Genomic DNA, 24799 nt, shown 5'->3' with positions numbered 1-24799 from the left:
CGGCCGGTGGGCACCATTCCCTCCCGAGGTCCGGCTCGGCGCCACTGGCAGAGCCTCTTGTTCGGCGAGCCGAACGATGCACACGGCGAGCAGCTCGGCGGTCAGCAGCGGCACGATCACCGACCAGTCCATATAGCGCGGGGCGATGGTTAAGCGGCCCTCGGCGTTCAGCACAGCAGGCCGGTAGCGGGAACTCACCTCGTTACGCGTGGCCCACGAGTACAGGAACGCCGCGAACAGGGCCAGACCCGCGACCACCATGAAGTAGAACACCAGGTCGTACTGGGCGCTGCTGAGCACCTGCGACTCCGATGAGCAACTGCCGGCAGCGATGAGAGACATACGAGTTATCCGAGCGTCGAGCGAATAACGGTCTGGGCGCCCCGCCGTATACGCCGACTACCCGCCGCCGGTCGACCGATCCTGATCGATGCCGCGGCATGTCGGTGGGCACGAGGTCAGCCGGTCGCGGGTGGCACCGCGACCGGCCGTGTGATCACGGGGTGGGCATGCCGCCGGTGGCGTTGATGGTGTCGCCGCTGATGTAGCTGGACTCCGGTGAGGCGAGGAAAACGTATGCCGGTGCCATCTCCGCCGCTTGGCCGGGCCGGCCCAGTGGGGTCTGCGCACCGAACTCGGCCAGCTTCTCGGTGGGCTGGCCGCCGACGACCTGCAGCGGTGTCCACACAGGTCCGGGAGCGACGGCGTTGACCCGGATGCCTTTGGCAGCGACCTGCTGGGCGAGGGCTTTGGTGAAGCCGTTGATGGCCCACTTGGTGGCGGCGTAGTCGAGCAGGATCGGCGCCGGTTGGTAGGCCTGCACGGAGGAGGTGTTGATGATGGTGCTGCCGGCAGGCATGTGCGCGATCGCGGCTTTGCACAGCCAGAACAGGGCGTACACGTTGGTCTTGAACGTCTCGTCGAACTGCGCGGTGCTCAATTCGGCGATGTCCTCGACGTTCTGCTGTTTGCCGGCGATGTTGGCCAGGATGTCGATGCCGCCGAGCTGTTCGACCGCGGTGGCGATCAGCTGGCGGCAGTAGGTCTCGTCGGTGACGTCGCCGGGCATGGTGATCGCCCGGCGGCCGGCTTTCTCGATGAGCTCGACGACTTCCTGCGCGTCGGCCTCCTCCGCGGGCAGGTAGGACAAGACGATGTCGGCGCCCTCGCGGGCGAACGCGATCGCGGTCGCCCGGCCGATACCGCTGTCGGCGCCGGTCACCACGGCTTTACGCCCGGTCAGGCGTCCGGTACCCCGGTAGGAAGTCTCGCCGGCGTCGGGTTTGGGCCCCATCTGCTGTTCGAGGCCGGGACCTCTCTGCAGCTGCTGCCAGCTCTTGTCGGCCTGCGGGTACTGCTTCGTCGGGTCCTGCATCGTGTACTGGTCGGTCATGGGGCCGTCACTCCTACGGTGTCTGCGTCGGTCGAGGTTTGTGCTGGTTCGAAGGTGGGAGCGGGGGTGGCGGAGGGATCGACCAAGCCGTGCCCGGTCATCGAGGCGATCAGATGGCGGGCCGGCTGCCGAACGGGTGAGCCTGCGGCGTCTTCACCGGCGCCGGATCGGAGACGAACGGGGGCTGAGATATGCGGGGGACATCCCGCCGAGGGCCGCATTCCTATCCGAGACCGGCCTACACCTACCCATGCTCGATGTGCCGGGATATGTCCGCTGAAGCACGTTGAGGGAAGGTTGCCTCACGGCAAGCATTTTGCGGCGGGCAATGCAGCGGACTCGGTGCTGGTGGACGGCCTGGACCCGGAAGGACTTGTCGGCGCATGCCGGGCGAACATTTAGGTCTCGGCTTACAGTGGCGCTGATGAGTGATCTGTTCGAGGCGGTGGGGTCGCTTCGTGCGGCCTACCGGGCGGTGGACTGGGGTGCGTCTTCGCTGGGCCCGGTGTCGTCGTGGAGCCTGGAGTTACGCACGGTGCTCGACGTGGCGTGGCGCACGTGCTTCCCGGTTGCCGTGTTGTGGGGTCCGCAATTCGTCCTGGTCTACAACCAGGCGTATGTGGACTTGATCGGCGACAAGCATCCGGCTGCACTGGGTGCGCCGGCCGAGCAGGTGTACCCGGAGCTGTGGGACACCATCGGCCCGATGTTGACCGAGGTGCGTGACACGGGGCAGCCGAGTTGGTCGCAGGACATGCGGCTGGTGATGGACCGGCACGGCTTCGCCGAGGAGGGTTTCTACACGTTCTCCTATTCCGCGGTCCACGGGGTTGGCGGCGTGGAGGGTGTCGTGGTCATTGCCGCCGAGACCACGGCACAGGTGCTGCTGAGCCGCCGCATGGCGTTGCTGGCGACACTGACCGACCAACTGGCCGGTCTGGACGACCCCGACGAGGTCATCGAACGTGCGGTGTCGGTGCTGCGCGACAGCCCGCTGGACTTCGTCGGCGCCGGGTTCGCCGCTTCGGACAATCCACCCTCCACAGTGACTACCATCGATGGCGACGGCCTGCTGGCGACCTCTGCCGAGGGTGTCACGGTGCTGCATGTGCCTCGGGCACCACTGTCCGGCGGGCGTGGTCCTGTGGTGTGGGCCGAGTTGAATCGGCATCTGAGCGTCGATGACGTCTGCCGGCGATCCATGCGACTGCTCGCCGCGACCGTCACACAGGCCTTCGACCGGGCGCAGGCACGCCAGGCCGAACGGCGGATCACGATGCTGGACCGGGACCTGTCGTACCAGCTGCAGCACAGCCTGCTCACCGAGCCGGCCCGCCCTGATCACTTGCAGGTCGCGGTGCGTTACCAGCCTGCCGCCGAACAGGCCCACATCGGCGGTGACTGGTACGACGCGTTCCTGCTACCCGACAATGCGCTGGCCATCGCCGTCGGTGACGTCACGGGACACGACCACCACGCAGCGGCGGTCATGGCGCAGCTGCGCAACCTGCTGCGCGGGGTCGCGTACACCATCGCGAAACCGCCGGCGCAGGAGTTGCAGGCGTTGGACACCGCCATGCGCGGCCTGCACGTCGACGCACTGGCCACGGTGCTGCTCGCCCGCGTCGAGGACGACACGTCGCAGCCCGGAGCGCTGATGCTGCGCTGGTCCAACGCCGGTCACCCGTGTCCGTTGCTGCTGCAGGCCGACGGCACGGTCACCCTCCTGCACACCGCATCAGAGCCGCTTCTGGGCGCAGGCATCACGGCCACCCGGACCGACCACACCGTCGTGCTGCCGCCGGGCAGCAGTGTGGTGCTCTACACCGATGGACTCATCGAACGCCGGGGCGCCTCCATCGACGACGCCACGAGCGAGCTCACCACGGTCCTGACCGACTGCCAGCACCTGTCCGCCGAGCAACTGTGCGACCACCTCCTGGCCCGCTACGCCAGCACCGCCGACGACGACATCGTCATCCTCGTCGTACAGACCCCCACCTAGCCCGACCTCAAGTCCCCGACGCCGCGGGTCTGCCTGGCGCCGGTGTGTTCGTCCGCGGCATGGAAGAGGCCTCTGAACATCAGCATCCGGACCAGGCGGGCGGCGTCGATCACGCACGCGGTCACGGTCGACATGCGCACGCGGCGCCGGGCCCTACCGCAGGCGCCCGGCCGCTACAGCGGCCTTGCTTGCCCTCTGGCAAGCCAGCAAACGCGCTACCTGGCGGAGCGTTCCGAGCACGACGGACCCCTCACTGTCAGACAGTGAGGGCCGCGTGTTGTTGCTTTGCGTGAAGCTGTCTATTGGTCAAGTACCGTCGAGGCGATCTTGCGGCGATCCCCGCGACGCTGTGCAGGTTCGTCGGGGACAGCGTCGTACCGGAATCACTTTTGGGTAGCCGCGCACATGCACATACCGCCTGCTCTTCGTCTCCCTACTGAGACCGTCTATGGTCGGTGCGGTGGCGGGCGGCGATGTGCGGTGTGCCGCAGGAGCACCTGGGCGGGCGTGGTGGCATGATCCGGCGAGGAACTCGACCGGACAGGGGCGGCCATGAGCGTCAAGGGCAGGATCGCTGTGACGATCACTGCGCTGGTACTGCTGTGGGCAGGCTTCGCCTACAACCTGTCCCGTCCGGTGAACTACCAAGGGTTTCACCGGACGATGTTGCAGGTCGCCGAAACCGTCCACGACGCCACCCAGACCGGTCGGCTGGCCGCGCAGCAGCAGCTCGCCGGCCAGGTGATCGCGCCGTTCACCCGCACGGTGTTTGACGACGCCACCCGGGCGCTGGCCGGCGCTGAGAAGAAGTTCGCCGGTCAGGCACCGCCCGATGCCCGCTCGGCCGCCCTCCGTGACCAGCTCGCCCCGCTGCTCGCCACCGCCGTGACCACCCTCGCGGACACCGCGCAGGCCGGCGACGACCAGGCTCTGCGTACCGGCGCCGACCAGCTCGGCGAACTGGCCGAGCGTCTCGGCGACTTCATCACGGCGCAGGAGTGAGCCGGCGATGAAACGGATCTTCGCGATCGCCTTGGGCATCCTCACCGCCATCGGCGGGTTCGTCGACATCGGCGACATTGTCGCGAACGCCGAGGCCGGTGCCCGGTTCGGTATCGCCCACGCCTGGGTGCTGCTGGTCGGGGTGATCGGCATCTGCGCGTACGCGGAGATGAGCGGCCGGGTCACCGCGGTCAGCGGCCGGCCGGTGTTCGACCTGATCCGCGAGCGTCTCGGCCCCCGCGTCGCGCTGGCCAACCTCGGCGGATCGCTGCTGGTCACTGTGCTCACCCTCGGCGCCGAACTGGGCGGCGTCGGCCTGGCCCTGCAACTGGCGACCAGCGTCAACTACCTGCTGTGGGTGCCGGTGGTGGGGTTCGTGTTGTGGGTGGCGTTGTGGCGGGCCAAGTTCAGCGTGCTGGAGAACGTGTTCGGGCTGACCGGGATGGCCCTGATCGTGTTCGTGATCGCGTTCTTCCGGCTGCCCGCCGACTACGGCAGCCTGTGGCAACAAGCCAGCCACCCCGGCCCCCCGACCGGTGAGGACTGGGGCACGTACTGGTTCTTCGCCGTCGCCCTGTTCGCGTCCGCGCTGACCCCGTACGAGGTGTTCTTTTTCTCCTCCGGCGCGGTCGAGGAACGCTGGAGCACCAAGGACCTGCTCACCTCCCGGATCAACGTGTTCGTCGGCTTTCCGCTCGGTGGGCTGCTCGCGTTCGCAATCATGCTGAGCGCCGCCACCGTGTTCCAGCCGCTGTCGATGTCGGTGGACACCCTGTCGCAGGTCGCCATGCCCGCCGCCATCGCGCTCGGCAAGCTCGGCCTGGCCGCGGTCATCCTCGGGTTCTTCGCCGCCACGTTCGGCGCCGCCATGGAGACCGGGCTGTCGGCCGGTTACACGGTGGCGCAGTACCTCGGCTGGAACTGGGGCAAGCTACGCCGTCCGCGCGACGCGGCCCGCTTCCACACCGTCGTGCTGGTCAGCATCCTGGTCGGCGTGGCGATCCTGATGACCACCATCGACCCGATCCAACTCACCGAATACACCTTGGTGTTCAGCGCCGTCGCCCTGCCCCTGACCTACCTGCCGATCCTCGTCGTCGCCAACGACCGCGGCTACCTCGGCAACCGGGTCAACGGCCGGCTCGCCAACACCATCGGCGTGACCTACCTGATCATCGTCCTGGCCGCAGCGACCGCCGCGATCCCCCTCATGATCATCACCCGGATGGGAGGCGGCTGAGTCATGCTCATCGGCTTCGATCTGCTCGACCGGCAGATCCTCGACCGCGACGGCGAACCCGTCGGCAAGGTCGACGACCTCGAGCTCACCTACGACGACACGGGCACCCCGCACGTCACCGCGCTGCTGCTCGGCCAGGAAGTCCTTGGCCACCGCATCGGCGGCACCCTGGGCCGGTGGATGGCCGGCACCGCCCGCCGCCTGTCCGGCTCTGCCGACCGGCCGCCCATGCGTATCCCCATCGACCTCATCGCCGCCGTCGACAGCGCCGTCAACCTGTCCGTCCACCGCGACCTGCTCCCCGACCCACCACTCGAAACGTGGTTGCGCGATCACCTCATCACCCGGATCCCCGGAGCAAGCCATGAGTCCTGAACCCCGCATCGGCCGTGCCAGCGACATCCTCGGCCGACCGGTGAGCGACAGCGACGGCCGGGCGCTCGGCCGCGTCGCCGATCTGATTACCGAAACCACCCCCGGCGGTGGCCAGCGCGTCACTGCCGCCCTCGTCGTCGCCGGCCGCTGGGGACGCCTGCTGGGCTACGAACGCGACGAGACGACCGGACCCTGGATCCTTGAGCACCTCGCCCGGATCGTCCTGCGCCGTAACACCACCGAAGTGCCCTGGACCGCCCTACGCTTCGGGAACACTGCCCACAACAACCGCTAGACGACTCCTCGGTGCGGACGACGTTCTTCGGCCTGTTACCGGGCGGCCAAGGGTCGCCGCAGGCTGGACGCCTCGGCCGCCTCGCCGCTCTGGAACCGCGAAATAATGGGGTGGTGCGCCGCCACCTGCATCTACCGTCCGTGACTGCTCGTCCGGGTCGGGTCGCATTTGTTTTCAGTTACTGACGGGAGTGTTGACGGCCGAACCTGGGCCAGGGGTGCCGGCGATCGTCGGTGCTCGGATGGTGCTCGGACGTCGTCGGGCGGGCTGGACGGAGCCTCTCGTATTGGATTCTTCGCCCTATCACATGCCGCCAGAGACCGGCTCGTCCGACGCTGTCGTGGATGAGGCTGTCCTCTCGGAGCCGGCCGGATGGTGCTCGGATGGTGCTCGAACGTCGGCTTACTAACTGGATTTAACCGCGCTACCTGGACGTTTACCGAGCAGTGCGTCTGACGGGCGGCCAACGCCGGGTCCGACACACCCAATCTGGCTGGACGGAACTTGCTCGTCTGGACTCAAGCTTGCGCGCTGGACGAATTTGTGAGACCACCATCGTGGTAGAGCACATGACTACGGATCAGAAGGTTAGGGGTTCGAGTCCCTTCGGGCGCACCACTAGATAAAGGCCCTCCACCAGCCAATACGGCTAGGCGGAGGGCCTTTTTCATGCCCAGTTCCTGGTCACCGATCGCCGTGGGAGCCACGCTGGGAGCCACCGGGATTCGGGGAGCCAGTCTGGCTCCCCGAGCCACCGAAGAGCGCCCGTGACATCGACTCCGCAGCCGACCGCTGGCCCGCCTCCAGCAGGTGCCCGTAGACGTCCTTGGTGATCGCGATCGATGTATGCCCGAGCACTTCCGAGACGACATGCAATTCGGTGCCCTGCGCAAGCATCAATGACGCCTCGGAATGGCGCAGCTCGTGCGGATGCCAATGACCGAGACCGACCCGCTTGCACAGCGCGGAGAAGCGGTGCGAGAAGTTGTCCGGGTCCATCGGCGTACCGATCTCGCTCGGGAACACCATCCCGTGATCCTGCCAAGCCTCGACAGCGGCGGCCCGCTGCTCAGCCTGGACCGCGCGATGCGGGCGCAGCAGCGCGATCAGTTCCGGGGTCAGATACAGCGTGCGCCTGGACTTGCGGGTCTTCAGCTCACTGATCACCAGCTTGGTACGTCGGGCGCTGGGCCGGTTGTCGTGAGACTTGATCCGCTTGACGCCGTGCATGACGAGAATCGTTCCCTCGGCCCAGTTGAGACGGTCCCAGTGCAGACTCAGCGCCTCACCCCGCCGCAGCCCGTACGCGAGCATGATCGTCACCAGGGCCTCACGCCGCTCGCCGCGCAGAGCCGTCAGCAACATCTGCGCCTGGTCGAGGGTCAGCGTCCGGCCCTCCTTTGCCGAGACGCGGGGCGGGGCCGACAGCGCGGCGACGTTACGCGGCACCAGACCCTCACGCTCGGCCTGTCCGAGCGCTTTGCTCAGGACCGTCCGCATGATCCGGATGCTGTTCGAGCTGTAGTCGGCCGCACGCTTCGCCTGCCAGAGCTGGTCGCACTCACGCACGGTTAGCTTAGTGAGCTTCTTTCGGCCCAAGCCGGGCCGCAGATGCAGCCGTACCGTGTCGTCGTAGTTGTTGAGGGTTGACGGGCCGACGCTGCCCGGTAGGTTCACCAGCAGCCACCGGTCCAGGAAGTCACCGACCGAGAGTCGATCGTCGGCCGGCGGTAGGCCCGCATCGAGCTGTTCACGCAGTTTGCGAAGCTTGCGCACCACCTCGTCCCGGGTCTCCCCGGACACCTTTTACGGAGTCACTTCCCGTCAGGACCGAACCCCAGCGAGACAGCCCCACGCCAGCGTTTCGCCGTCCTGGTAGATCGAATCCTCGCCCTGCCCACGTCGCGCCTTCGTGCGCGTCGACCCGCTCATGCCGCCTGCTCCTGTTCCAGTTGCCGAACGAAATCGACCAGTGCACTCGCCGGAACGCGCCGCAGCCCACCAACCTTGATGAGCAGAGCTGTCCCGAGCGCATCAGCCCGTAGACGACCGTGCGCCCGATCGACAGCCCTGCCGGCGTACCTCGTTGTGCTGCTCCGCGACCAATGAGCGGTAGCGGATGACGAGTACGTCTCGTGGGCCGAGGCCGGCTCCGCCGGTTGATCGCTTCATCGTTTCGGAGGGTGTTGGCGAAGGGCGGCTACGCTGATCAGCGCTTCGCGTTCGGGGCCTTCCTGCCCGTGCATGTAGATGGGGACGCCAATCAAGCGAACCCACTCCAGGCGGGAGACTTCCTGCGGTGTGATGGTCATGGCCGTTACACGCATCTTCAGTACGCCCAAGCCGTAGCAGTAGTCGGCCTCGGGTATCTCGATCAGATCGCCGACCTGGACCAACGGGTCCGCACGTTTCCGATCGCTCATCGCGGATCACCCGACGGGGTAGCGTCACAGTTCAGCTCGGATGAGGTCATACGAGGCAAAGAGCGCGGCCGACTTGCTCTGAGAATCCCGACGATTGCAAGACGTCGTGTGAGACAGGGGTATGTCCGACGCGGTCGACAGGTCTGGCAGTAGCCGTCGGCTCCTCGCGGGTGGTCGGTGAGTAGCTGGCAGGCCAGTCGCCACACCAGTTTGCGCGCGGATTCGGGCAGCGGGTACCGCGCCACGGTGCCGTAATCGGGCGAACCGAGTCCACTCATGTGAGGCCGCTCCTTGGCAGTGGAAAGGCACCGAGGCGGACGGCGGTCACCGCGCTGATCTTCGGGTACGGCGGGCTACGCAGCATCCGCCCCGGTGCCGGCTGGACGGGTCAGCGACGTCACGGAGAGACCCCGTTGTACGCGAACCCGCTTCGACTTATGAGCAACCGTCGGACGGCTATGCCGCAGCCCGGCCTGTGCCGACACAGTCCAGGCAGCCGCCCTGCGCCACAGCAACAGGTCGCTCGGCTACCGGCACGACGCGGAAGGCGGAGACGACTTTCCACCCCCGGCCTTCGTAGCCCGGACATGGCTCGGGAGACGGGGGACATCCCAGACTCCGTACAGCGGATCTCGTCCGCTGTCGGGGTGGTCGGCTTAGCCCCCTGGTCACTCATGCATTGAGAGTGATTGACTCCACATGAGACAAGAAGGCCGCATGGAGGACTTTCAGAGGACCTTTAGGGGTCGCAACGCCAAATTCGAGTTCCAGCGTCCTACTTGAGGCCGACCCTGTTCTACCGTGATGGTGACTTGCTCCCCCGTGAGAGGCGCCGAACCGTGACTCAATCCTCGGGCAACACCCGTCTCAAGGCCGCCCGTCAGCACGCCGGCTACGCCTCTCAGCAGGCGTTCGCCAACGCCCTTACCCAGGCTGCCTCGCGTATCGGTCTCGGCGCCATGGAGGTCAGCGTGCGGCAGATTCGCAGGTGGGAGTCACCGGTCCCGCCCTGGCCACGAGCCGATCACCAGCGGCTTCTGGTTCACGTCCTGCAAATGCCGATCGAGCAACTCGGCTTCACGCCGCCGTGGCAGGACTCTGAACCGGCAGCCGACCGAGCGGGCACCTCTGCGCAGGGGACTGCGGCTCCCGTGCCCGCCGGCCTTCCTCTGCCGCAGGCAACTACCGCAGTACAGCCGACCACAATCGGCACCGACTACACCACCATCACCGTCGCTCACCGTCGACTTTACCGGAGCGTCCAGCCCGCGCACCTGCACCCCACCGCCGTTGAACACACGCGACTCGGCCTGCACCTGCTTGCGGAGACCACCGGCGTGGCACGGCGCCTGCTCGCCACCGCCCTGGCCGAATCGCTGCTCCTTGCGGGTCGCATAGAGTTTTTCGACCTCCGCCAGCCCGACGAGGCCGACGCCACCTACGTGCGCGCCCTACAAGCCGCCGGCGAAGCCAATGACCCGCTCTTGGGCGCTGCGATCCTCGCGCACGCTGCCTTCATTCCCGGTTGGGCGCAGCGCCGCGACGAGGCCGCCGAACGCCTCCGGGCCGCCCGCACCTACGCCCGGCGTGGTCCGGCGTCGGCCGAGTTCGTCGCCTGGATCGACGCGGTCGAGGCCGAATGCGACACGCGTTGCGGCCACCCCAAGGACGCACTCCGGTCCATCGCCCACGCCGAGGATGTCCTCAGCATCGGCAGCGAGCACCACTCGCCCGAGTGGTTCACGTGGTTCTCCCCGGTCCGGCTGGCAGCGTTCAAGGGCAACACCCAACTCAAAGCCGGCCGATACGCCCAAGCCCACGACACCCTCACCGCGGCCTTGACTGCGCTGCCTGTCGACGAGGGCAAACAGCGTACCGTCATCCTTGGCGACCTGGCCGCCATCGAGGTCGCCCGCAAGCACCCTGATGAGGCATGTACCCATGCTCAGAAGGCGCTCGACCAGCTCGGAATCACTTGGTACGCAACGGGTATGGAGCGCATCCGCGAAGTCCGCCAGGGCTTGCAACCGTGGTCTGACACCGAGTGCGTCCGCCAACTCGATGACCGGCTCTACGGCTGGCAGACCACTCTCAGCGCGCTGCGTCGTTGAAAACCGCGATCCGCTCGGGCAACTCGGCCAGTGACGCGATCCGCATCGTCGTCAACCGGTCTGCGTCCGGGTCGCCCTGCTGGATGATCGCCCACGGACCCCGAAGGATCAGAGCCGTCTTGAAGCCGGCCGCGACAGCGGGTCGGATGTCGTTGTCCAGGCGATCGCCCACGTACAGCGTTTCTTCCGGCCCGCACGGAGTCTCCTTCGCTACCGCGTCGAAGAACCCCGTGTCCGGCTTCGAGACACCCCAGTCATCCGAAGTCGCGATCATGTCGCTTGGCAGATCCATTGAGCGCAGCAACCCGCCGGCCCGCACAGTCTGATTGCCCGCGATCCCTACCCAGATGCCAGCCGTACGAAGTGCCGTCAGGGCTGGCCGAACGTCCGGGTAGAGGTCGTCCTCGCCGAACCACTCCGGCTTGCCCGCAGCCGCCCGCTTCTCCCGCTCGACGCTCAGGTCGAAGCCAGGCCGGAACACCTGGAACGTCTCGCGATAGTCCTGACCACGTGAGATGACCGCTCCGAACGCCGCCGAGAAGGTGTGGCGCGGCACCCCGAGCCAATCTGCCCAGCTTCCGTACTCCCTGGCCTCATTTACGAGGCACTCCCCGACATCGAACACCACAGCCCTGATCATGACGCCGAGCTTAACTCGTTAGCTGCCGGGACAGGACTCGCGCGCATATCGTTGGCCTACCCGCGCACGGTAATCTCCGTCAAACCCAAAACCGGATCAGCGTACGCCGCCCTCGGATTTCGAAAAGATGTCGACGGATGGCTAATCAGACTCCCTGGGTGGCCGTGGGTTACCACCAAGATCTAGGTACTCAGAGAGTAGGCCGAGGAGATCTCGATCATCAATGAGTGAAATATTTTTTCCTTGTGCAAATTCTCGTGCTGATGGGAAGAAATTACTAGTACACACCAGCATCCCGTGTTCGGCATGCTCATGTTGCATTGCACCAAATAGGGCGCGAACCGCATCAACCCCTATGCCCCGAGCGTATCGCTTTACTTCGACCAGAGTCTTGCCGTTACCTATATTTGAGTGCGGATGCAATGCGACTATGTCGTAGCCTAGGTTTCGGTGGTTCGGAGCCGGCTCGACATTCTGATATCCCATTGCTTGAAGAAGTTTGCGAACAAGATATTCAAGCGTAGAAATAGAGAGTGCGAGCAAATCCCCGCTGTCGGTAGCCTGCTCAATTTCGCTGTCGAGCGTTTCGAGGAGTTCACGGATTACGTCGTTCGCCTCAGACGACCGCACTGCTTGTACGGTTTCTTCGGTGACGCTGCCGGGGAACTGCTGAGCCGCCGCTTCGAGAAAACTCGATAGGGTCAGTAGGCTCAACTCTGCGCCGGTCAGCTCAAGAAGTTCTTGGCGTAGCTCTGGGCGACTTTGCTCTGGCTCACCATGCTTATCGTGAACCCACCAGTCGGCCTTAACGTCATTAGTGACCAGTGCAACCATGCGAATTCCAGGATCCTGGGCGACTCGATCGAGAACTTGGCGCCATAAAATATAGTCACCAGCGGCTCCGTAGTCTGTCGGCTTTTTTGCGGCATCTTTGTAGCCGGGAGGAATCTCGTTTGGAAATCGGAAGTCGATCGCCTCACGGACAAGTTTCATCAACCTTGATAGATCATATGGCTGACCTATTCTACCTTTGGTTATAGATTCTAGATGCTGCAAAACATGATCGGTTCTTACTATGTCTCTTGGGCTAATATCATGCTCAGCTTGTAAGATTTTTAACTCAGCGAGCGCAGGATCTATGAGCCCCTCTAGCCGCTTAAGGATTGAGGCTTCGTCAAGTCCGTGCGCCTCCGGATTCCATGTCCTTTCCGTCATATTGTACTCACGAAAGTCGACCAACTGAGAGATGGCCTTGCGGACTTCTGCGATCGCCTTGGCGGGGGCCTGGCTGAGCGTTTGTCGAGTGACGCCGAATTGATGCATCTTTCCCACAACTGCATTTAGACGATTCCGATGAAACTCCAATGCAGCCTGATGTGGAATCCATAGACGATCCTGAATTCGGCCGAGCGTGGCTAGGATCTGTTCTCGTGCTTGCGGAGTAACTCTGTATAGATGCAATAGGGCATTCGCATCAAGAGCGATGAGCCCACTTTGGAGAAAGGGTGCCGGGTCGGGATCTAGCTCTGCCCATGCCCGGAAGGACTGTGCCAACCCCAGCTTGTTGATGTCATCGAGGCGCGAGTTACTCACCCACCACAAGGTACTGTCGTGGCCGCTTCCAGGGAAGCACTAAACGCCTTCAACGCCAGCATCTACGACCTAGGCGGAAGGGCCGGCCGGTTCGCGGCAGGTAACCTCGTGAACTCGCAACCACTTCAAGATTATCGGCTCTGATTCGGCAAGGCGGGGTATGGACGCGGCTTGTGCCCATCTGGTTGTACTGCCGAATTCCTCTTTTTTGAATCAAGGCGCCGCGCAAGCGCGGCGCGACTGGGCTCGCTCGGCCTGCTGGCGGCTTCCGGCCGGCATCGGCCAGCGGCACGGCCAATTGCTAGTCGTTGCTCGACCCGAGTTCGCAGTGCATGCAGTAGGGCTCAAGGGTGAGGTTCGGGCAGCCGGAGGTTGCGCACACGCTTTGCACAGGCCGGGCCGCAGCGTCCTTCCTGATCGTTTGCCTCCCACAGCTCAGTAGTTCCAGAACGATCAGTGCGTGTTGGATCTCGCTCTCGGCTGCTGTGGGACCGGCGATCGTGTCGGCTTCGTCTTTGTTCAGTCCGAAGTCCAGGTGTTCCATGTGCAGGTTGCGCAGCAGCTCCCACCGTGGCTGATCGTCGTCCTTGTCCATGCCATGCACATGCAGGGCGAGCAGGACGGCGTATGCGCGTTGATAGTCAGAGCGTTCTAGTAAGCGTTCGGTGTTAGTCAACTTCGTCCCCGTTCTTGAGAGTTAGCTATCCCCTCTAACGGGCGAGGCAGCACAACCGATGCCTCCGGCGGGGCCTCGGGCTTCTGGGATGGGTCATCCCGCCCACCGACGACCCAGGCCAGGCCCGCTCCACGGCGTGTGGGTCGACGGCGGACGGGATGACGTTGCTCGCCGTTCACGTGGAATGGCTGGGCCAGGCGCACAATGAGCGGATGGGGGAACTGCTCAAGTCTGTTGGCCGCGCAGGTATCGACGCGGGTGGCAACGTCGTGCAAGAAGTGGTCAAGGGCCTTCTAATGCCGTACGCCGGCGAGGAGGCAGCCGCAGGTATTGGAATTGCCGCCGGCGCCGTAGTGAAGGAGGTGCCGAACGTCATCGCTCAAGTCCAGGCGGACCGCGTCCGACGAGCTGCCCACACGATTGAGACGGCGGCCGACGGGATCGGCATGACCGCAGAAGATTTTCTCGAGCTGGTCGGGCGCGACGAGAGCCATCGATACCTGTTGTACCGAACAGTTGAAGCCGGCGCACAGGCGATCGGCCGGGAGAAGGTGCGAACGCTGGCAGCCGCGCTCGCGTCTGGCGCGATTCAGGAAGACACGGCTGTGCTTGACTCCGCAGTCACCGTTGTCGCGGCTGTCAGCGAGCTCGAAGCCATCCACCTCCAAGTGCTCGACCTCCTGTACGGCTTGCCACCAGGAGACCCCTACACCGATGCCAACAAGCTTCGGCCCTGGCCGTGGACGGCCGAGCAGCTCTACGGAGCCGCATCGAACCTTGGGCGAGCCCTGGACGCGATCGTCGCCAAGCTTCGGTCGTTGGGCATGGTCGACAGCTTCCCGGCGGGGCTTATCGACTACGACGAGAGCCGACTTCGGCTTACGGACTTCGGTGTGATGTGCATGGAACACCTGCACAAGTATGTCGACCCGGACAGCTGAATTCGCTGTTGCTGTATAGCAGCGCAGTACAGCAACGACAGCAACCGCACCGGCCGTATCCAATCTTCTGCACCCCCGTCTGGACTTGCACGGAGCTTGATCGAACCAGGCCGCCAGGACTTCTTAGGTCCCGAGTTGTCCTGGCCGACCTACTGCCGCACCGCTTCGCGGCTTGCCACCGAAATGGCGGTCTTGCTGGCGTCAATTTTTGCCGAGCTTTATGCCGGCCGTTGAGTCGCTGGTGCGAGTCGAGGAGCGGCCCGATGCGCGGTGCCAACGATCTCGTGGTTGGGAGCCATCGGTGGGAGCCACCGGGATGATCGCCCATAGACGGGTGCGAACAAGATCGAACACTACGCCGCTGGTCGAGGACATGATCCGGACGGGCCCGGACCTCTACACCACGGCGGTGCAAATCTACGGATCAGAAGGTTAGGGGTTCGAGTCCCTTCGGGCGCACAAAAGATCAAGGCCGTGACCTGTGGAAGTAAAGGTCACGGCCTTGTCGTTTCCCAGCTATGCATTCGAATCCCGCCTGGTGGGACCGTAGTCATCCGGTGGTGATTGCGTGTCAAAGATAGTCGACTCGCTCCTCCTTAATGGGTCTGAGCTGCACTTTGGTCCCCCGCGTGGAAACCCTACCGACTACGGTACGTAGCCCTCGGTCGCAGGTCGTGTCGCAGCCAGGGAGTACCTGTGCGTGCGAGCTTGCTACCGTAAATCGGTACCGTTTACTCCGGCTCGGTATATCGCCGAATGTGATCGTTCGAGCGCTCCTGTGTAGTCGTAAGATCTCTCTTGGTTGGGAATAGCGAGCTGAGGGCGCGGGATGAGTGGGCAGGGGTGATCCGTTCGAGGCCTCCGCCGCCGCTGTCAGCTACCTCTTCCAGCTCCGGCAGGCCCTGGCGTTCTGCGTCGAACAACTCGCTACGGGACTCGACTGGAGAGTCGCCATCGAAGCTGGCGACGACATCGAAGTCCGGCGAGATGCCACCACCAGCTTGTGGCAGCTCAAACACGGAGCCCCGGGCACCAAGCTCACCGACGCCGCTACTGATCTCTGGAAAAGCCTCCGGATCTGGGGACAGCCTTGCCGACCTGGGATACCGAGTATGAGCGGCCGGCGTTCTTTGTTTTGAAGACCGCGAGCGCGCCTGCCCGGCAGCGCCGCGTACAACCTTCGTCCTCCCGGAACAGCGAGTGTCCGTGAGGCCCTCGGCCCGTGCTGCTATCGCAACGAGGACCGGCTCTGCGGTGGATGTGGGCGAATTCGCCGCGTCCGTGTGAATCACTGCGACGAACTCAGACTTGCGCGGCACCCTGCCACCAGGCCGCCGTCACCGTATGCACGCGAGGCGGCACCGTGATCCGTGCCGAGGCACCGCCGCCGCCCGGCAGCCCATCTGCTGGCGCTTCGACCTGACGGACGGCTCGACGACCTGCTCGTGCAACCCGACGGCACCATTCTGCCCGCGCTGAAATTGTCCGCGACACGGTCCTGTCGGTGGGCAATCCTGCTATTGGTCTTGGGCCGTGGGGCGGAGGCCGTGCATCAGGACGCTCAGCAGACGGTCGGCCCGGGTGGCGTGCTCGGGTAGGGGTGCGACGGTGTAGATGCCGATCAGGTGGGCGGCGAGGTCGTCGGCGGTGACGTCGGTGCGTAGTTCTCCAGTCGTGTGCCCGGCGCGGAGCAGGTCGTCGATCGCGGCGATCAGGTCGGTGTGGGTCTGGGCGTGCGGGAGCTCTTGGGACTCAATCATGGCGAGCAGGGTGCTCAGCATGCCGTCCTTGGTGGCGATCCACTCGCCGAACAGGTCCATCCAGCGCCGTAATGCCTGGGTCGGCGGAAGCGCCGTGAGAAGCTCGCTCGCGCCCTCGGTGAGACGGGCCACCTGGTCGGCGTAGACCGCGGCGACCAGGGCCTCGCGGGTGGGGAAGTGGCGGTAGAGCGTGGCGATGCCGACCCCGGCCTCGCGCGCGATCTCGCGCAGTGACGGCTCGGTGCCGGAAGTGGCGAAGACCCGGGTGGCCACCTCGAGGAGCTGTTTGCGGTTGCGTGCAGCGTCCGCCCGAGGGGGTGATGAGGAGATCTCTTCCAAAACGGATCACGCTCCTGTTACGGTGGGGACAGCGATACGGAGCATAGTCCTTTTCGTGGTTCCCCTCTTCTTCAGGAGTCAGCTCAGCATGAACGTGTCTACCAGCACCAGCCGGGCGGTCCAGTTCGTCGAGTCGTTCGGCGGCCCCGAGACCCTCGAGCTGAGTGAGGTGCCAATCCCGGAGGCCGGTGCAGGACAAGTCCGTGTACGGGTGACCGCGGCGGGGCTGAACCCGATGGACTGGTTCATGACCTCCGACCCGGACGCGGCCGCTCGTTTCGGGCTGAGCCTGCCGTGCGGGTTCGGCAACGACTACGCGGGCGTCGTCGACGGGGTCGGTGACGGGGTCGGCGACCTGTTCAAGGTCGGCGACCGGGTGTTCGGCGGTGCGTTCTCGCGAAGCGTCGCCGACTACGTGGTCGTGAACGCGCCCGGTCACATCGGCCAGGGCGGCGACGTCCATCACACGCCGGACGGCCTCGACGACCGGATCGCCGCCGCGCTGTCGATCGCGGGGTGCACGGCCGCCGCCGCGCTCGCCGTCATCAACCCCGGCCCGTCCGACACGCTGCTGATCGGTGGCGCGGGCGGCGGAGTCGGTGTGTTCGCCGTGCAGCTCGCTCGCCTGGCCGGCGCGCGGGTCATCGGGACCGGGTCAGCCGGCTCGGCCGAGGCTCTGCGGGCGCTGGGGGCAGAGCCGGTCACCTATGGCGAGGGCTTGGCCGGCCGGGTCCGCGAACTGGCCCCCGGCGGCGTCACCGCCGCCCTGGACCTGCACGGCATCGACACGGTCACGGTGGCCCGCGAGCTCGGCGTACCGGACTCCCGGATGAGCACGATCGCCGCCGTGGTGGACGGCATCACGCCGGCGAACGGCGCCAACGCTGTCCCCGGGGCCATCGAGGAGATCGCCCAACTGGCCGCGCAGGGCCGGCTCCGTGTGCCGATCGCGGCGACCTTTCCGGTCGACCGGATCCGCGCCGCTGTCGAACTGCAGGCAGGCCGGCACGTACACGGAAAGGTAGTCATCGATCTCGCATGAGAACCGAAACCAAAACCGCGACCGTCCCCGGCGATCCAAACCACATCGACCGCGCCGTCTGGGTGACGGCCTTCACCATCATCGTCGGGGCGATGGCGGTCGTCTTCGACGCCACGATTGTCAGCGTCGCCATCCAGGATCTGACCACCGATCTGCACGCGTCGCTCGGCACGATCCAGTGGGTGAGCACCGGCTACCTGCTCGCGATGTTCGTCACGATTCCAGTCACCGGCTGGGCCCAGGCCGCATTGGGCGGCAAGACCCTGTGGCTGGTGTCGCTGTCGACCTTCCTGCTCGGGTCGGTCCTGTGCGCCGTGGCCTGGGACGCCCCCAGCCTGATCGTCTTCCGGGTGCTCCAAGGGATCGGCGGCGGCGTCATGCTACCGCTGATGACGACGCTCATTGTGCAAGCGGCCGGCGGTCGCAATATCGGTCGGGTGATGGCGGCGATCACCTTGCCGACCACGTTGGGGCCGATCATCGGGCCGGTGATCGGTGGGGTCATCCTCGCTGCTGCCGACTGGCGCTGGCTGTTCTTCGTCAACGTTCCCTTCTGCCTGGCCGGCTTGTGGCTCGCCCGCCGCAACCTGCCTGCCGAAGCATCCAGACGCAGCGTCCGTCTCGATATCATCGGTCTCGCCCTCATCTCACCCGGGATCACCGCGGTCATCTATGGCCTCTCCCAGGCGGCCGGCAGCGGGGGGCTCGCTAGCGCCCAGGTCGAGGTCCCGCTTGTCACCGGTGGTGTCCTGGTGGCCGCCTTCGTCGCCTGGTCGCTTCGCCGGGGTGCCGACGCGCTCATCGACCTGCGGCTTTTGCGGCACCTCCCGTTCGCATCGGGATCGTTGCTGGGCTTTCTCGCCGGCGCCACGTTGTACGGAGCGATGTTCCTGCTGCCGCTCTACTGGCAACAGGGCCGCGGCCAGGACGCGCTCGGCGCGGGACTGCTGCTCATCCCCCAGGGCATCGGCACGTTGCTCTCGCGCAACCTCGCGGGCCGATACACCGACCGGTTCGGGCCGCGCTGGGTGGCACTCGCCGGATTCTTGGTCGTGACGGTCGCGACGATTCCGTTCGGCTTTGTCACCGGTGACACCAGCTACCTTCTCCTCCTGGTCTCCCTGCTGGTGAGAGGCTTCGGGATGGGCGTGGCCATCATCCCGCTGCTCGGGGCGTCCTTCCTGGGTCTCTCACAAGAAGAGATACCCAACGCCAGCATCATCACCAGAGTCGCCCAGCAGGTCGGCGGCTCCATCGGCACGGCCGCGCTCGCCGTCGTCCTCCAGCACGCAACTGGCAACCATCAACCGGGCGCCGGCTCCGCCTTCGGCAACGCCTTCTGGTGGGCGATCGCCTTCACCGCCCTGGCCGCTCCCATGTGCTTCTTGCTACCTCGCCGAACAACGCCAGCACTCTCCATAGCACAAACGCCGCCGAACTTTGTCGGCATCGAACAGCCCTCCCCAGCAACGACAACGAAATGACCTGAACCGGTACGTGCGGCCAGCGGCAACTGCGACGGTACGCACAAGGCCGCCCTGCTTCCTCCCGGTCATGACCGCGTGAGACATCCCCGCGCGAGTGCGGTGATGACTTGAGAACCGGGATCGGTGCCCCGCGCGCCGAGTGGAGATCGGCTCAGCGCCTCGTGGGGCAGCCGGCATGCCATCACCTGGGACGGCAGGGCTCCACGCACCGGCGGCAACCGCATCCTGCGGGTCGAGGTGCAGCCCGCCGGATGACGCCTTCAGCCGGTCCGGCGACGTTCGGCCACCGCCCGCGCGGTCGTGAAGGCCTCGGGCCAGGCGCTGCGGGCCTGTCATGTGAAGCTGGCCGATGCCGCAACGGTCTCGGAGGCGCCTGAACTCGCGCTGTCCGCGGTGCTGAAGAAGCGATACCTCCGTGCCGTGGCGGCCGGCCACGGTAACAGCGCCGACACCGGCCCGGTCGCATACGTGGTAGGGAAGTCGCCCAGCAGGTCACCTGCGGCGTTCGGATGGGTTGAGCTATCCCAGACCGTGGCAGTGCCGAAGCCCGAGCCGTTGAACGATCCTGCCGGTGCCACTCGGGCGGGCAGAGTCGCTAAGGGCCGAAGCGTATTGGCGGCGGGCGCAATGCTTGGAAGGCAAGCGGAACTCGATCGCTGCTCGACTGCTCAGGCCGGAGAAGTGGTCCGGGTGGCAGAAAAGCGGACTTTCAGCCGGCCCCCGAGCGGGAGCCATCACGAACAGCGCACGACGCCGTAGCTGATCGAAGGTTCGGATGTGGCCGACGAGCGGCTGCGGAGTCGCGGCGTGCGGTCCGTTGCCATCGGCGACGCGGTCAGGCGTTCCGGGCGATGTCGGTGGAGGCGGCCAGGTCGCGGCCGTTCTCGACGTCTGCCGTGAGAGTGTCGAGGCGCGCTTTGGCCAGCCCGTAGGAGTCGGAGCCGAGCAGTTGGTGCAGTGGGGCCTTTGCGCCGGTGGCGACGCTGATAATCGCGGTCGCGGCTTTGACGGGGTCGCCGAGTTGGGTGCCGGGCATCTTCAGGTGGGCGTCGGTCATCTCCCGGATGGCTTCGTAGCCACCGATTGGGTTCGACGGCAGGCCGAGTGAGGTGGTGCGGAGGAAGTCGGTGCGGGTGTAGCCGGGTTCGACAAGGTGGACGTCGATGCCGAACGCGGCCACCTCGGCGGCCAGTGACTCGGTGAGCCCTTCCAGGGCGTACTTACCGGCGCAGTAGAGACCCCAGCCGGGGAAGGCGGTCAGGCCAAGGATGGAGGAAATGTTGACGATGTGCCCGCCGCGGCGTTCCCGCATGGCTGGCAGCACCGCGCGCAGCACGTTCCAGACGCCGAAGATCTGTACGTCGAACATCTGCCGGGCCTCGACGTCGGTGACTTCCTCGACCGCGCCGAGGAAACCGTACCCGGCGTTGTTCACAACAACATCGATGGTGCCGAATCGTCGGTCTGTCGCCTCGATGGCTGCTACTACGGCCGCCTCGTCGGCCAGTTCCACCTCCGCGGTCAGCAGCCGGGACCGGTCGATGTTTCCCAGGGCCTCGTCGAGGCGGTGTACCGACCGGGTGGTCGCGGCCACGTTGTCACCGCGGCGCAGCAGCTGGGTGACCAACTCCAAGCCCAGGCCACGGGACGTGCCGGTGACGAACCAGGTGGCGGGGCCTGTAGCGGGGTACGACATGAGGTTCTCCTCGTTGCTGTGGTGTCACGACGGCCTCCATCGTGCGAGCGGTGCCGCCGGTCCGGACAGGCCCGAGCCAGCCCAGCGCTACCTAGGAATGCCATGCCCACTCAGCCTCTTCTCGCTGGCCAAGGCATTGCGCGATGATCTGCTGCATGGTGGTGAACCTGGAGCTGGCTGAGTTCTTGCGAACCTGCCGGGCGAGCACGACGCCGGAGATGGCGGGGGTCGCACCGCCGGACGTGACGGCCGGGCGGCGGGTCCGCGGGCTGCGGCGTGAGGAGGTGGCGCAGCTCGCCGGGGTAAGCGTCGACTACTACACCCGGCTCGAGCAGGGTCGCCACAGCACCCCGTCAGACGCGGTGGTCGACGCCTTGGCCCGGGTGTTCCAGCTGGAGCCGGCCGCCCGCGCCCACCTGGCTGACCTGGCCCGCCCTACCCGGCGGCGCGCCGGGCAGAAGCCGCCGCAGCGTGTGCGCCCCGCCATGCAGCAGATGATCGCCTCGATGACCGAGCACCCGGCGCTGATCCTGGGCCGGCGCACCGACGTCCTCGCCGCGAACCCGCTGGCCTGTGCGCTGCTCACCGATTGGACGCGACTGCCGGCCCGCGAGCGCAACTACACGCGGTGGATCTTTCTCGACCCTGACGCCCGCGCCGCATTCCTCGACTGGCCCTCCGTGGCGGCCGACGTCGCCGGTACCCTGCGCCTTTACGCCGGCCGCAACCCCGACGACATTCGCCTCAGCGAGCTGGTCGGCGAGCTCACCATCAAGAGCCCGGACTTCCGTACCTGGTGGAACAGCCACAAGGTGCACGAGCGCACCCACGGCACCAAACGCATGGCGCATCCCGCCGTCGGCCTGATCACGCTGCGGTACGAAGCCCTGACGTTGCCCGGCGACGAGGACCAAACGCTGTTCCTCTACACCGCTGATCCCGGCAGCCCTTCGCAGGACAACCTGCGCCTGCTCACACTCTGGACCAGTGGCGACCGGCACTCCGCTCCCTGATGAAGCTTGCGCGGGCCTGCCGTAGGTGCGTCGGGATGCCGCCAACCGCCCTGCTCCCATCCGCCCCGGCATGATCACGCGGTTACAGCCGTATTGGTCCAGGGCCCGGAGCTGCCGCCGATCGTGCGCGGCGGTCCGTAGGGGTCAGTCACACGATGTAACGCACGCTGGGTGGCGATGCGCTCTGCCGATGGCTGTGGCACCGGGAACCCGTGAATCAGATTGATCGGGTGGTTTCATATTCGTCCGGGGCTTCGGGCTGGCCGGTTCAGCCCCCGAAGCCCCGTCGAAGCTTCAGAGATCGAAGAACTGGGCGATGATGCCCGCTGCGTTGACCTGGTGACTGGTCTTACCGATGAGTGCCGGGGCGGACGAGGCGCCGGGAATGGTGTGGCCGCCGCCGTGGATGGTGTAGAGGACCACTGGGGGAACGTTGCTTTCCTCATAAGTTGTGCGTTCAACCTCAGTGGGGTCGGCGGGTGTCTTCTTCGGCAATCGCGTACTCCTGGGCTCGGTAGTGATTCCGTTACGTTCGGCGAAGTAACGAGCGGTGCGGGTGGCCGACCAGCAAGAGCCACCCACTTTGAACATGGTGCGCAGGGCCCAGTTCATGGTGCCGCCCTGGTAGGAGACGATCGGATCGTTGGTGCCGTGGATCAACAAGACCGGCAATGACGCCCGAGGTGCCTGACTGGCGAGGAAGTTCTCTGGTGCCGGCATGGTCGCGGCGATCACCGTCACACCCGCCAGCAGATCGGGGATTTCGTGGGCGAGGCGGAGGACCATCTGGCCGCCGTTGGAGTAGCCGACCGCGTACACACGGCTGGGGTCGATGCGCCGGCCCGAGGCGAACATGGAGATGACCGCACGGGCGAAGCCGACGTCGTCGATGTCGGCGCGGCGGGCCGGGAAGCGATCTTCGCGGCGGGCGTCGTTCCAGTTGCCGCGATAGCCGTCGAGGTAGGCAACAAGTGCACCGCGGGCAGCGAGCGCGTCGAAGACGCCGCCAGTGAAGGCACGATGCTTGTCACCGGTCTGGCGGGAACCGTGGAACACGAGAATCAGTGGCCTGGCCTCGCCTGGCGCTGCGGTACCGACAAGAGTGAACGTGCGGGTGGCCTCACCGACAGTGACACTGCTGCGGGTGGCGGTCGGGGTGCTGGGCATGGTGTTCCTCGGTTCAGGCGAAGAAATCGATCAAGGTTTGGGCTGTCCATTCCGGGGCTTCCTCGGGAACGAAGTGCGCCGCACCGGGTGCGATGGCACCTTTGGTGTTTGAGGCAACCTGCTTTACGGCCTGCTCCACGCCATCGCGCATGGCGTGCTCGCCCCCGATGGCCAGAACCGGAATGTCCAGCGGTCCCTCGGCGGCCAGCGCGACTACCTGATCCCCGGACTCCCCCGCGCGGTAGAACTGGAAGCTCGCGTGCAGGGCGGCAGGGTCGCGCAGGGCGTCGACGTAGACGTCGACCGCAGACTGTGGGATGGCCTCCGGGCTGGCGGCCTTGGTAGCGAACTGGTACCCGAAGTAGATCTCTTCGCGGCCGGACACCATGCGCTCGTTGATGTCGGCCAGCCGGTTGAAGACGAAGTGCCAGGCCAACTCGTTGACGTCTGGAGGCATGAGCAGCGGGGGCATGGGGGTGAAACCAGGCAAGACCGCCTCGGCCAGCGCGAGCTTGGTCACCCGGTCGCGGTGGCGTGCAGCGAGCACGTAACCGACCATCATCCCGATGTCGTAGCCCGCGACATGGAATTTGTCGTGGCCCAGGGAAGTCATCAACCTGACCATGTCGTCGGCCAGGGTGACGGCGTCGTACCCGGTGGCCGGCTTGCTGCTGGCGCCCACGCCACGATAGTCGGCGGTCACGACGGTGAAGTGCTCGGCGAGAGCCGGCATCACGAGTCGCCAGCCGTACCAGAACTGCGGCCACGCCGGCAACAGCAGCAGTGCCGGGCCGGTCCCGCCGATCACAGCGTGTAGTTCGACGCCGTTGACGTCAGCGGTGTGGCTGGTGAAGGTGTCCCCGAATCGGGCGGGAAGGTGCGGCACGGCGTCCACCGTGAAAGGCATGGGTGTCCCCTCGTTCCCGGACCAAGCCGTAAGCGGATGAGTCATCCACTTCAACGTAGCACAACCGGATAGGTCATCTGGTTATCGTGAGGGGATGGATACTCCGCGGTTGCGTAAGGACGCTGCCCAGAACAGGCGCCGCATCATCGAGATCGCCCGGCGATATGTCGATGACGGCAGACCCCTGCACCTCAACGACGTAGCGCGGACCGCATCCATGGGCGTGGCCACCGTCTACCGGCACTTTCCCACGCCCGAAGCGCTGCTGGAGACCGTCGCGCTCCCTGCCATCGAGAAGCTGATTCGGCAAGCCGAGCTGGCACTGACCGAGGCCGACCCGTGGGCAGCGTTGCGCGATTTCCTCGCCGCTGCGATTGAAGCCTTGCTGGCTGACCCGGCCGTTCCCCCGGTATTCGCGGGCACCACCAACAGCCTGGAGCGCATCGGCGACCTCAAGCGCGGGCTCGTCACCGCCTTCGCTGAACTCCTGACGCGCGCGCGGGGGGCGGGGGTCATCGATTCCAGCGTCACCGAGGCGGACATTACCCCTCTGATGTGCGGGATTGCCTACGCCGCGAACGTTCACGGTGGCCTCAGCCCCACCGAACGAGCTGCCAACGGTCTGCGCTACCTCAACCTGCTCCTCACCGGCCTGCACCGTCCCTGACTACGACGGCTCTCGAAAACAGACGGC

General features: G+C 65.8%; 21 protein-coding genes. 11 read left to right on the top strand and 10 right to left on the bottom strand.

The features are described 5' to 3' along the window. Positions 1-496: 496 nt before the first annotated feature. Positions 497-1393 carry an SDR family oxidoreductase gene (locus tag TFC3_RS32175; protein ID WP_067509455.1) on the bottom strand — a complete coding sequence of 299 codons (897 nt, stop codon included), beginning with the start codon at positions 1391-1393 and terminating at the stop codon, positions 497-499. Between the two features lie 424 nt (positions 1394-1817). Here TFC3_RS32175 and TFC3_RS32170 point away from each other — a divergent pair, with 424 nt between their 5' ends. The 5 genes from TFC3_RS32170 to TFC3_RS32150 all read left to right on the top strand — a co-directional run bounded on the left by TFC3_RS32170 (position 1818) and on the right by TFC3_RS32150 (position 6310). Continuing rightward, positions 1818-3398 carry a PP2C family protein-serine/threonine phosphatase gene (locus tag TFC3_RS32170; RefSeq protein ID WP_161952714.1) on the top strand — a complete coding sequence of 527 codons (1581 nt, stop codon included), beginning with the start codon at positions 1818-1820 and terminating at the stop codon, positions 3396-3398. A 552-nt stretch (positions 3399-3950) separates the two neighbouring features. Further along, positions 3951-4400, top strand: coding sequence for a hypothetical protein (locus tag TFC3_RS32165; RefSeq protein WP_067509453.1), 450 nt, complete (start codon positions 3951-3953; stop codon positions 4398-4400). Positions 4401-4407: 7 nt separating this feature from the next. Beyond that, positions 4408-5640 carry an NRAMP family divalent metal transporter gene (locus TFC3_RS32160; protein WP_067509452.1) on the top strand — a complete coding sequence of 411 codons (1233 nt, stop codon included), beginning with the start codon at positions 4408-4410 and terminating at the stop codon, positions 5638-5640. Between the two features lie 3 nt (positions 5641-5643). Then, a complete protein-coding gene (locus TFC3_RS32155; protein WP_067509451.1) occupies positions 5644-6015 on the top strand; it encodes a PRC-barrel domain-containing protein in 372 nt (123 codons plus the stop codon). Beyond that, entirely contained in the window at positions 6005-6310 is a 306-nt protein-coding gene (locus tag TFC3_RS32150; protein WP_067509449.1) for a PRC-barrel domain-containing protein, read from the top strand. The genes TFC3_RS32155 and TFC3_RS32150 overlap by 11 nt, the downstream gene beginning before the upstream one ends. 684 nt (positions 6311-6994) lie before the next feature. Here TFC3_RS32150 and TFC3_RS32145 read toward each other — a convergent pair. Then, positions 6995-8113: a site-specific integrase gene (locus TFC3_RS32145; protein WP_067509447.1), complete on the bottom strand. Its 1119-nt coding sequence runs from the start codon at positions 8111-8113 to the stop codon at positions 6995-6997. 365 nt (positions 8114-8478) lie between these two features. Next, the gene (locus TFC3_RS32140; protein WP_067509445.1) at positions 8479-8733 is read right to left on the bottom strand and encodes a hypothetical protein; all 255 of its coding nucleotides are present in this window, start codon (positions 8731-8733) and stop codon (positions 8479-8481) included. A gap of 839 nt (positions 8734-9572) precedes the next feature. Here TFC3_RS32140 and TFC3_RS32135 point away from each other — a divergent pair. Beyond that, a complete protein-coding gene (locus tag TFC3_RS32135; RefSeq protein WP_067509443.1) occupies positions 9573-10844 on the top strand; it encodes a hypothetical protein in 1272 nt (423 codons plus the stop codon). Here the strand turns inward: TFC3_RS32135 and TFC3_RS32130 are convergent. The 3 genes from TFC3_RS32130 to TFC3_RS32125 all read right to left on the bottom strand — a co-directional run bounded on the left by TFC3_RS32130 (position 10825) and on the right by TFC3_RS32125 (position 13753). Continuing rightward, positions 10825-11484, bottom strand: coding sequence for an HAD family hydrolase (locus TFC3_RS32130; RefSeq protein ID WP_067509442.1), 660 nt, complete (start codon positions 11482-11484; stop codon positions 10825-10827). The genes TFC3_RS32135 and TFC3_RS32130 overlap by 20 nt on opposite strands. Positions 11485-11625: 141 nt before the next feature. Further along, positions 11626-13077: a PIN-like domain-containing protein gene (locus TFC3_RS36515; protein WP_153040568.1), complete on the bottom strand. Its 1452-nt coding sequence runs from the start codon at positions 13075-13077 to the stop codon at positions 11626-11628. A gap of 301 nt (positions 13078-13378) precedes the next feature. After that, positions 13379-13753 (bottom strand): hypothetical protein, encoded by a 375-nt coding sequence (locus TFC3_RS32125; RefSeq protein WP_153040567.1) that lies wholly within the window; start codon positions 13751-13753, stop codon positions 13379-13381. Positions 13754-13911: 158 nt separating this feature from the next. Here TFC3_RS32125 and TFC3_RS32120 point away from each other — a divergent pair, with 158 nt between their 5' ends. Further along, a complete protein-coding gene (locus TFC3_RS32120; RefSeq protein WP_067509439.1) occupies positions 13912-14694 on the top strand; it encodes a hypothetical protein in 783 nt (260 codons plus the stop codon). A 1517-nt stretch (positions 14695-16211) separates the two neighbouring features. On the opposite strand, the gene TFC3_RS32110 is transcribed toward TFC3_RS32120, so the two are convergent. Then, positions 16212-16727, bottom strand: a complete 516-nt coding sequence (locus TFC3_RS32110; RefSeq protein WP_236718573.1) for a TetR/AcrR family transcriptional regulator — start codon at positions 16725-16727, stop codon at positions 16212-16214. A gap of 154 nt (positions 16728-16881) precedes the next feature. On the opposite strand from TFC3_RS32110, the gene TFC3_RS32105 reads away from it, so the two are divergent. Both TFC3_RS32105 and TFC3_RS32100 read left to right on the top strand, forming a co-directional pair. Further along, positions 16882-17835: an NADP-dependent oxidoreductase gene (locus tag TFC3_RS32105; protein WP_067509433.1), complete on the top strand. Its 954-nt coding sequence runs from the start codon at positions 16882-16884 to the stop codon at positions 17833-17835. Next, on the top strand, positions 17832-19319 hold the full coding sequence (locus tag TFC3_RS32100; RefSeq protein WP_067509432.1) for an MDR family MFS transporter: 1488 nt from the start codon (positions 17832-17834) through the stop codon (positions 19317-19319). Before TFC3_RS32105 ends, TFC3_RS32100 begins: the two co-directional genes overlap by 4 nt. Positions 19320-20157: 838 nt before the next feature. On the opposite strand, the gene TFC3_RS32095 is transcribed toward TFC3_RS32100, so the two are convergent. Next, complete coding sequence (locus tag TFC3_RS32095; protein WP_067509430.1) at positions 20158-21018, bottom strand: SDR family NAD(P)-dependent oxidoreductase; 861 nt, start codon at positions 21016-21018, stop codon at positions 20158-20160. Between the two features lie 155 nt (positions 21019-21173). Here TFC3_RS32095 and TFC3_RS32090 point away from each other — a divergent pair, with 155 nt between their 5' ends. Continuing rightward, a complete protein-coding gene (locus TFC3_RS32090) occupies positions 21174-22031 on the top strand; it encodes a helix-turn-helix transcriptional regulator (RefSeq protein ID WP_067509428.1) in 858 nt (285 codons plus the stop codon). Between the two features lie 294 nt (positions 22032-22325). On the opposite strand, the gene TFC3_RS32085 is transcribed toward TFC3_RS32090, so the two are convergent. Together TFC3_RS32085 and TFC3_RS32080 are read right to left on the bottom strand one after the other, a co-directional pair. After that, complete coding sequence (locus TFC3_RS32085; protein ID WP_067509425.1) at positions 22326-23198, bottom strand: PHB depolymerase family esterase; 873 nt, start codon at positions 23196-23198, stop codon at positions 22326-22328. Positions 23199-23211: 13 nt separating this feature from the next. Next, on the bottom strand, positions 23212-24105 hold the full coding sequence (locus TFC3_RS32080; protein WP_067509423.1) for an alpha/beta fold hydrolase: 894 nt from the start codon (positions 24103-24105) through the stop codon (positions 23212-23214). Positions 24106-24199: 94 nt separating this feature from the next. Here TFC3_RS32080 and TFC3_RS32075 point away from each other — a divergent pair, with 94 nt between their 5' ends. Continuing rightward, the gene (locus tag TFC3_RS32075) at positions 24200-24772 is read left to right on the top strand and encodes a TetR/AcrR family transcriptional regulator (protein ID WP_067509421.1); all 573 of its coding nucleotides are present in this window, start codon (positions 24200-24202) and stop codon (positions 24770-24772) included. The last annotated feature ends 27 nt before the right edge of the window (positions 24773-24799 follow it).

The organism is Actinoplanes sp. TFC3 (assembly GCF_001553785.1).
In the GTDB taxonomy this organism is placed as follows: Bacteria; Actinomycetota; Actinomycetes; order Mycobacteriales; family Micromonosporaceae; genus Actinoplanes.
The sequence above is the reverse complement of the archived record's forward strand: the minus strand, read 5'-3'. Positions and strand labels throughout refer to the sequence as shown.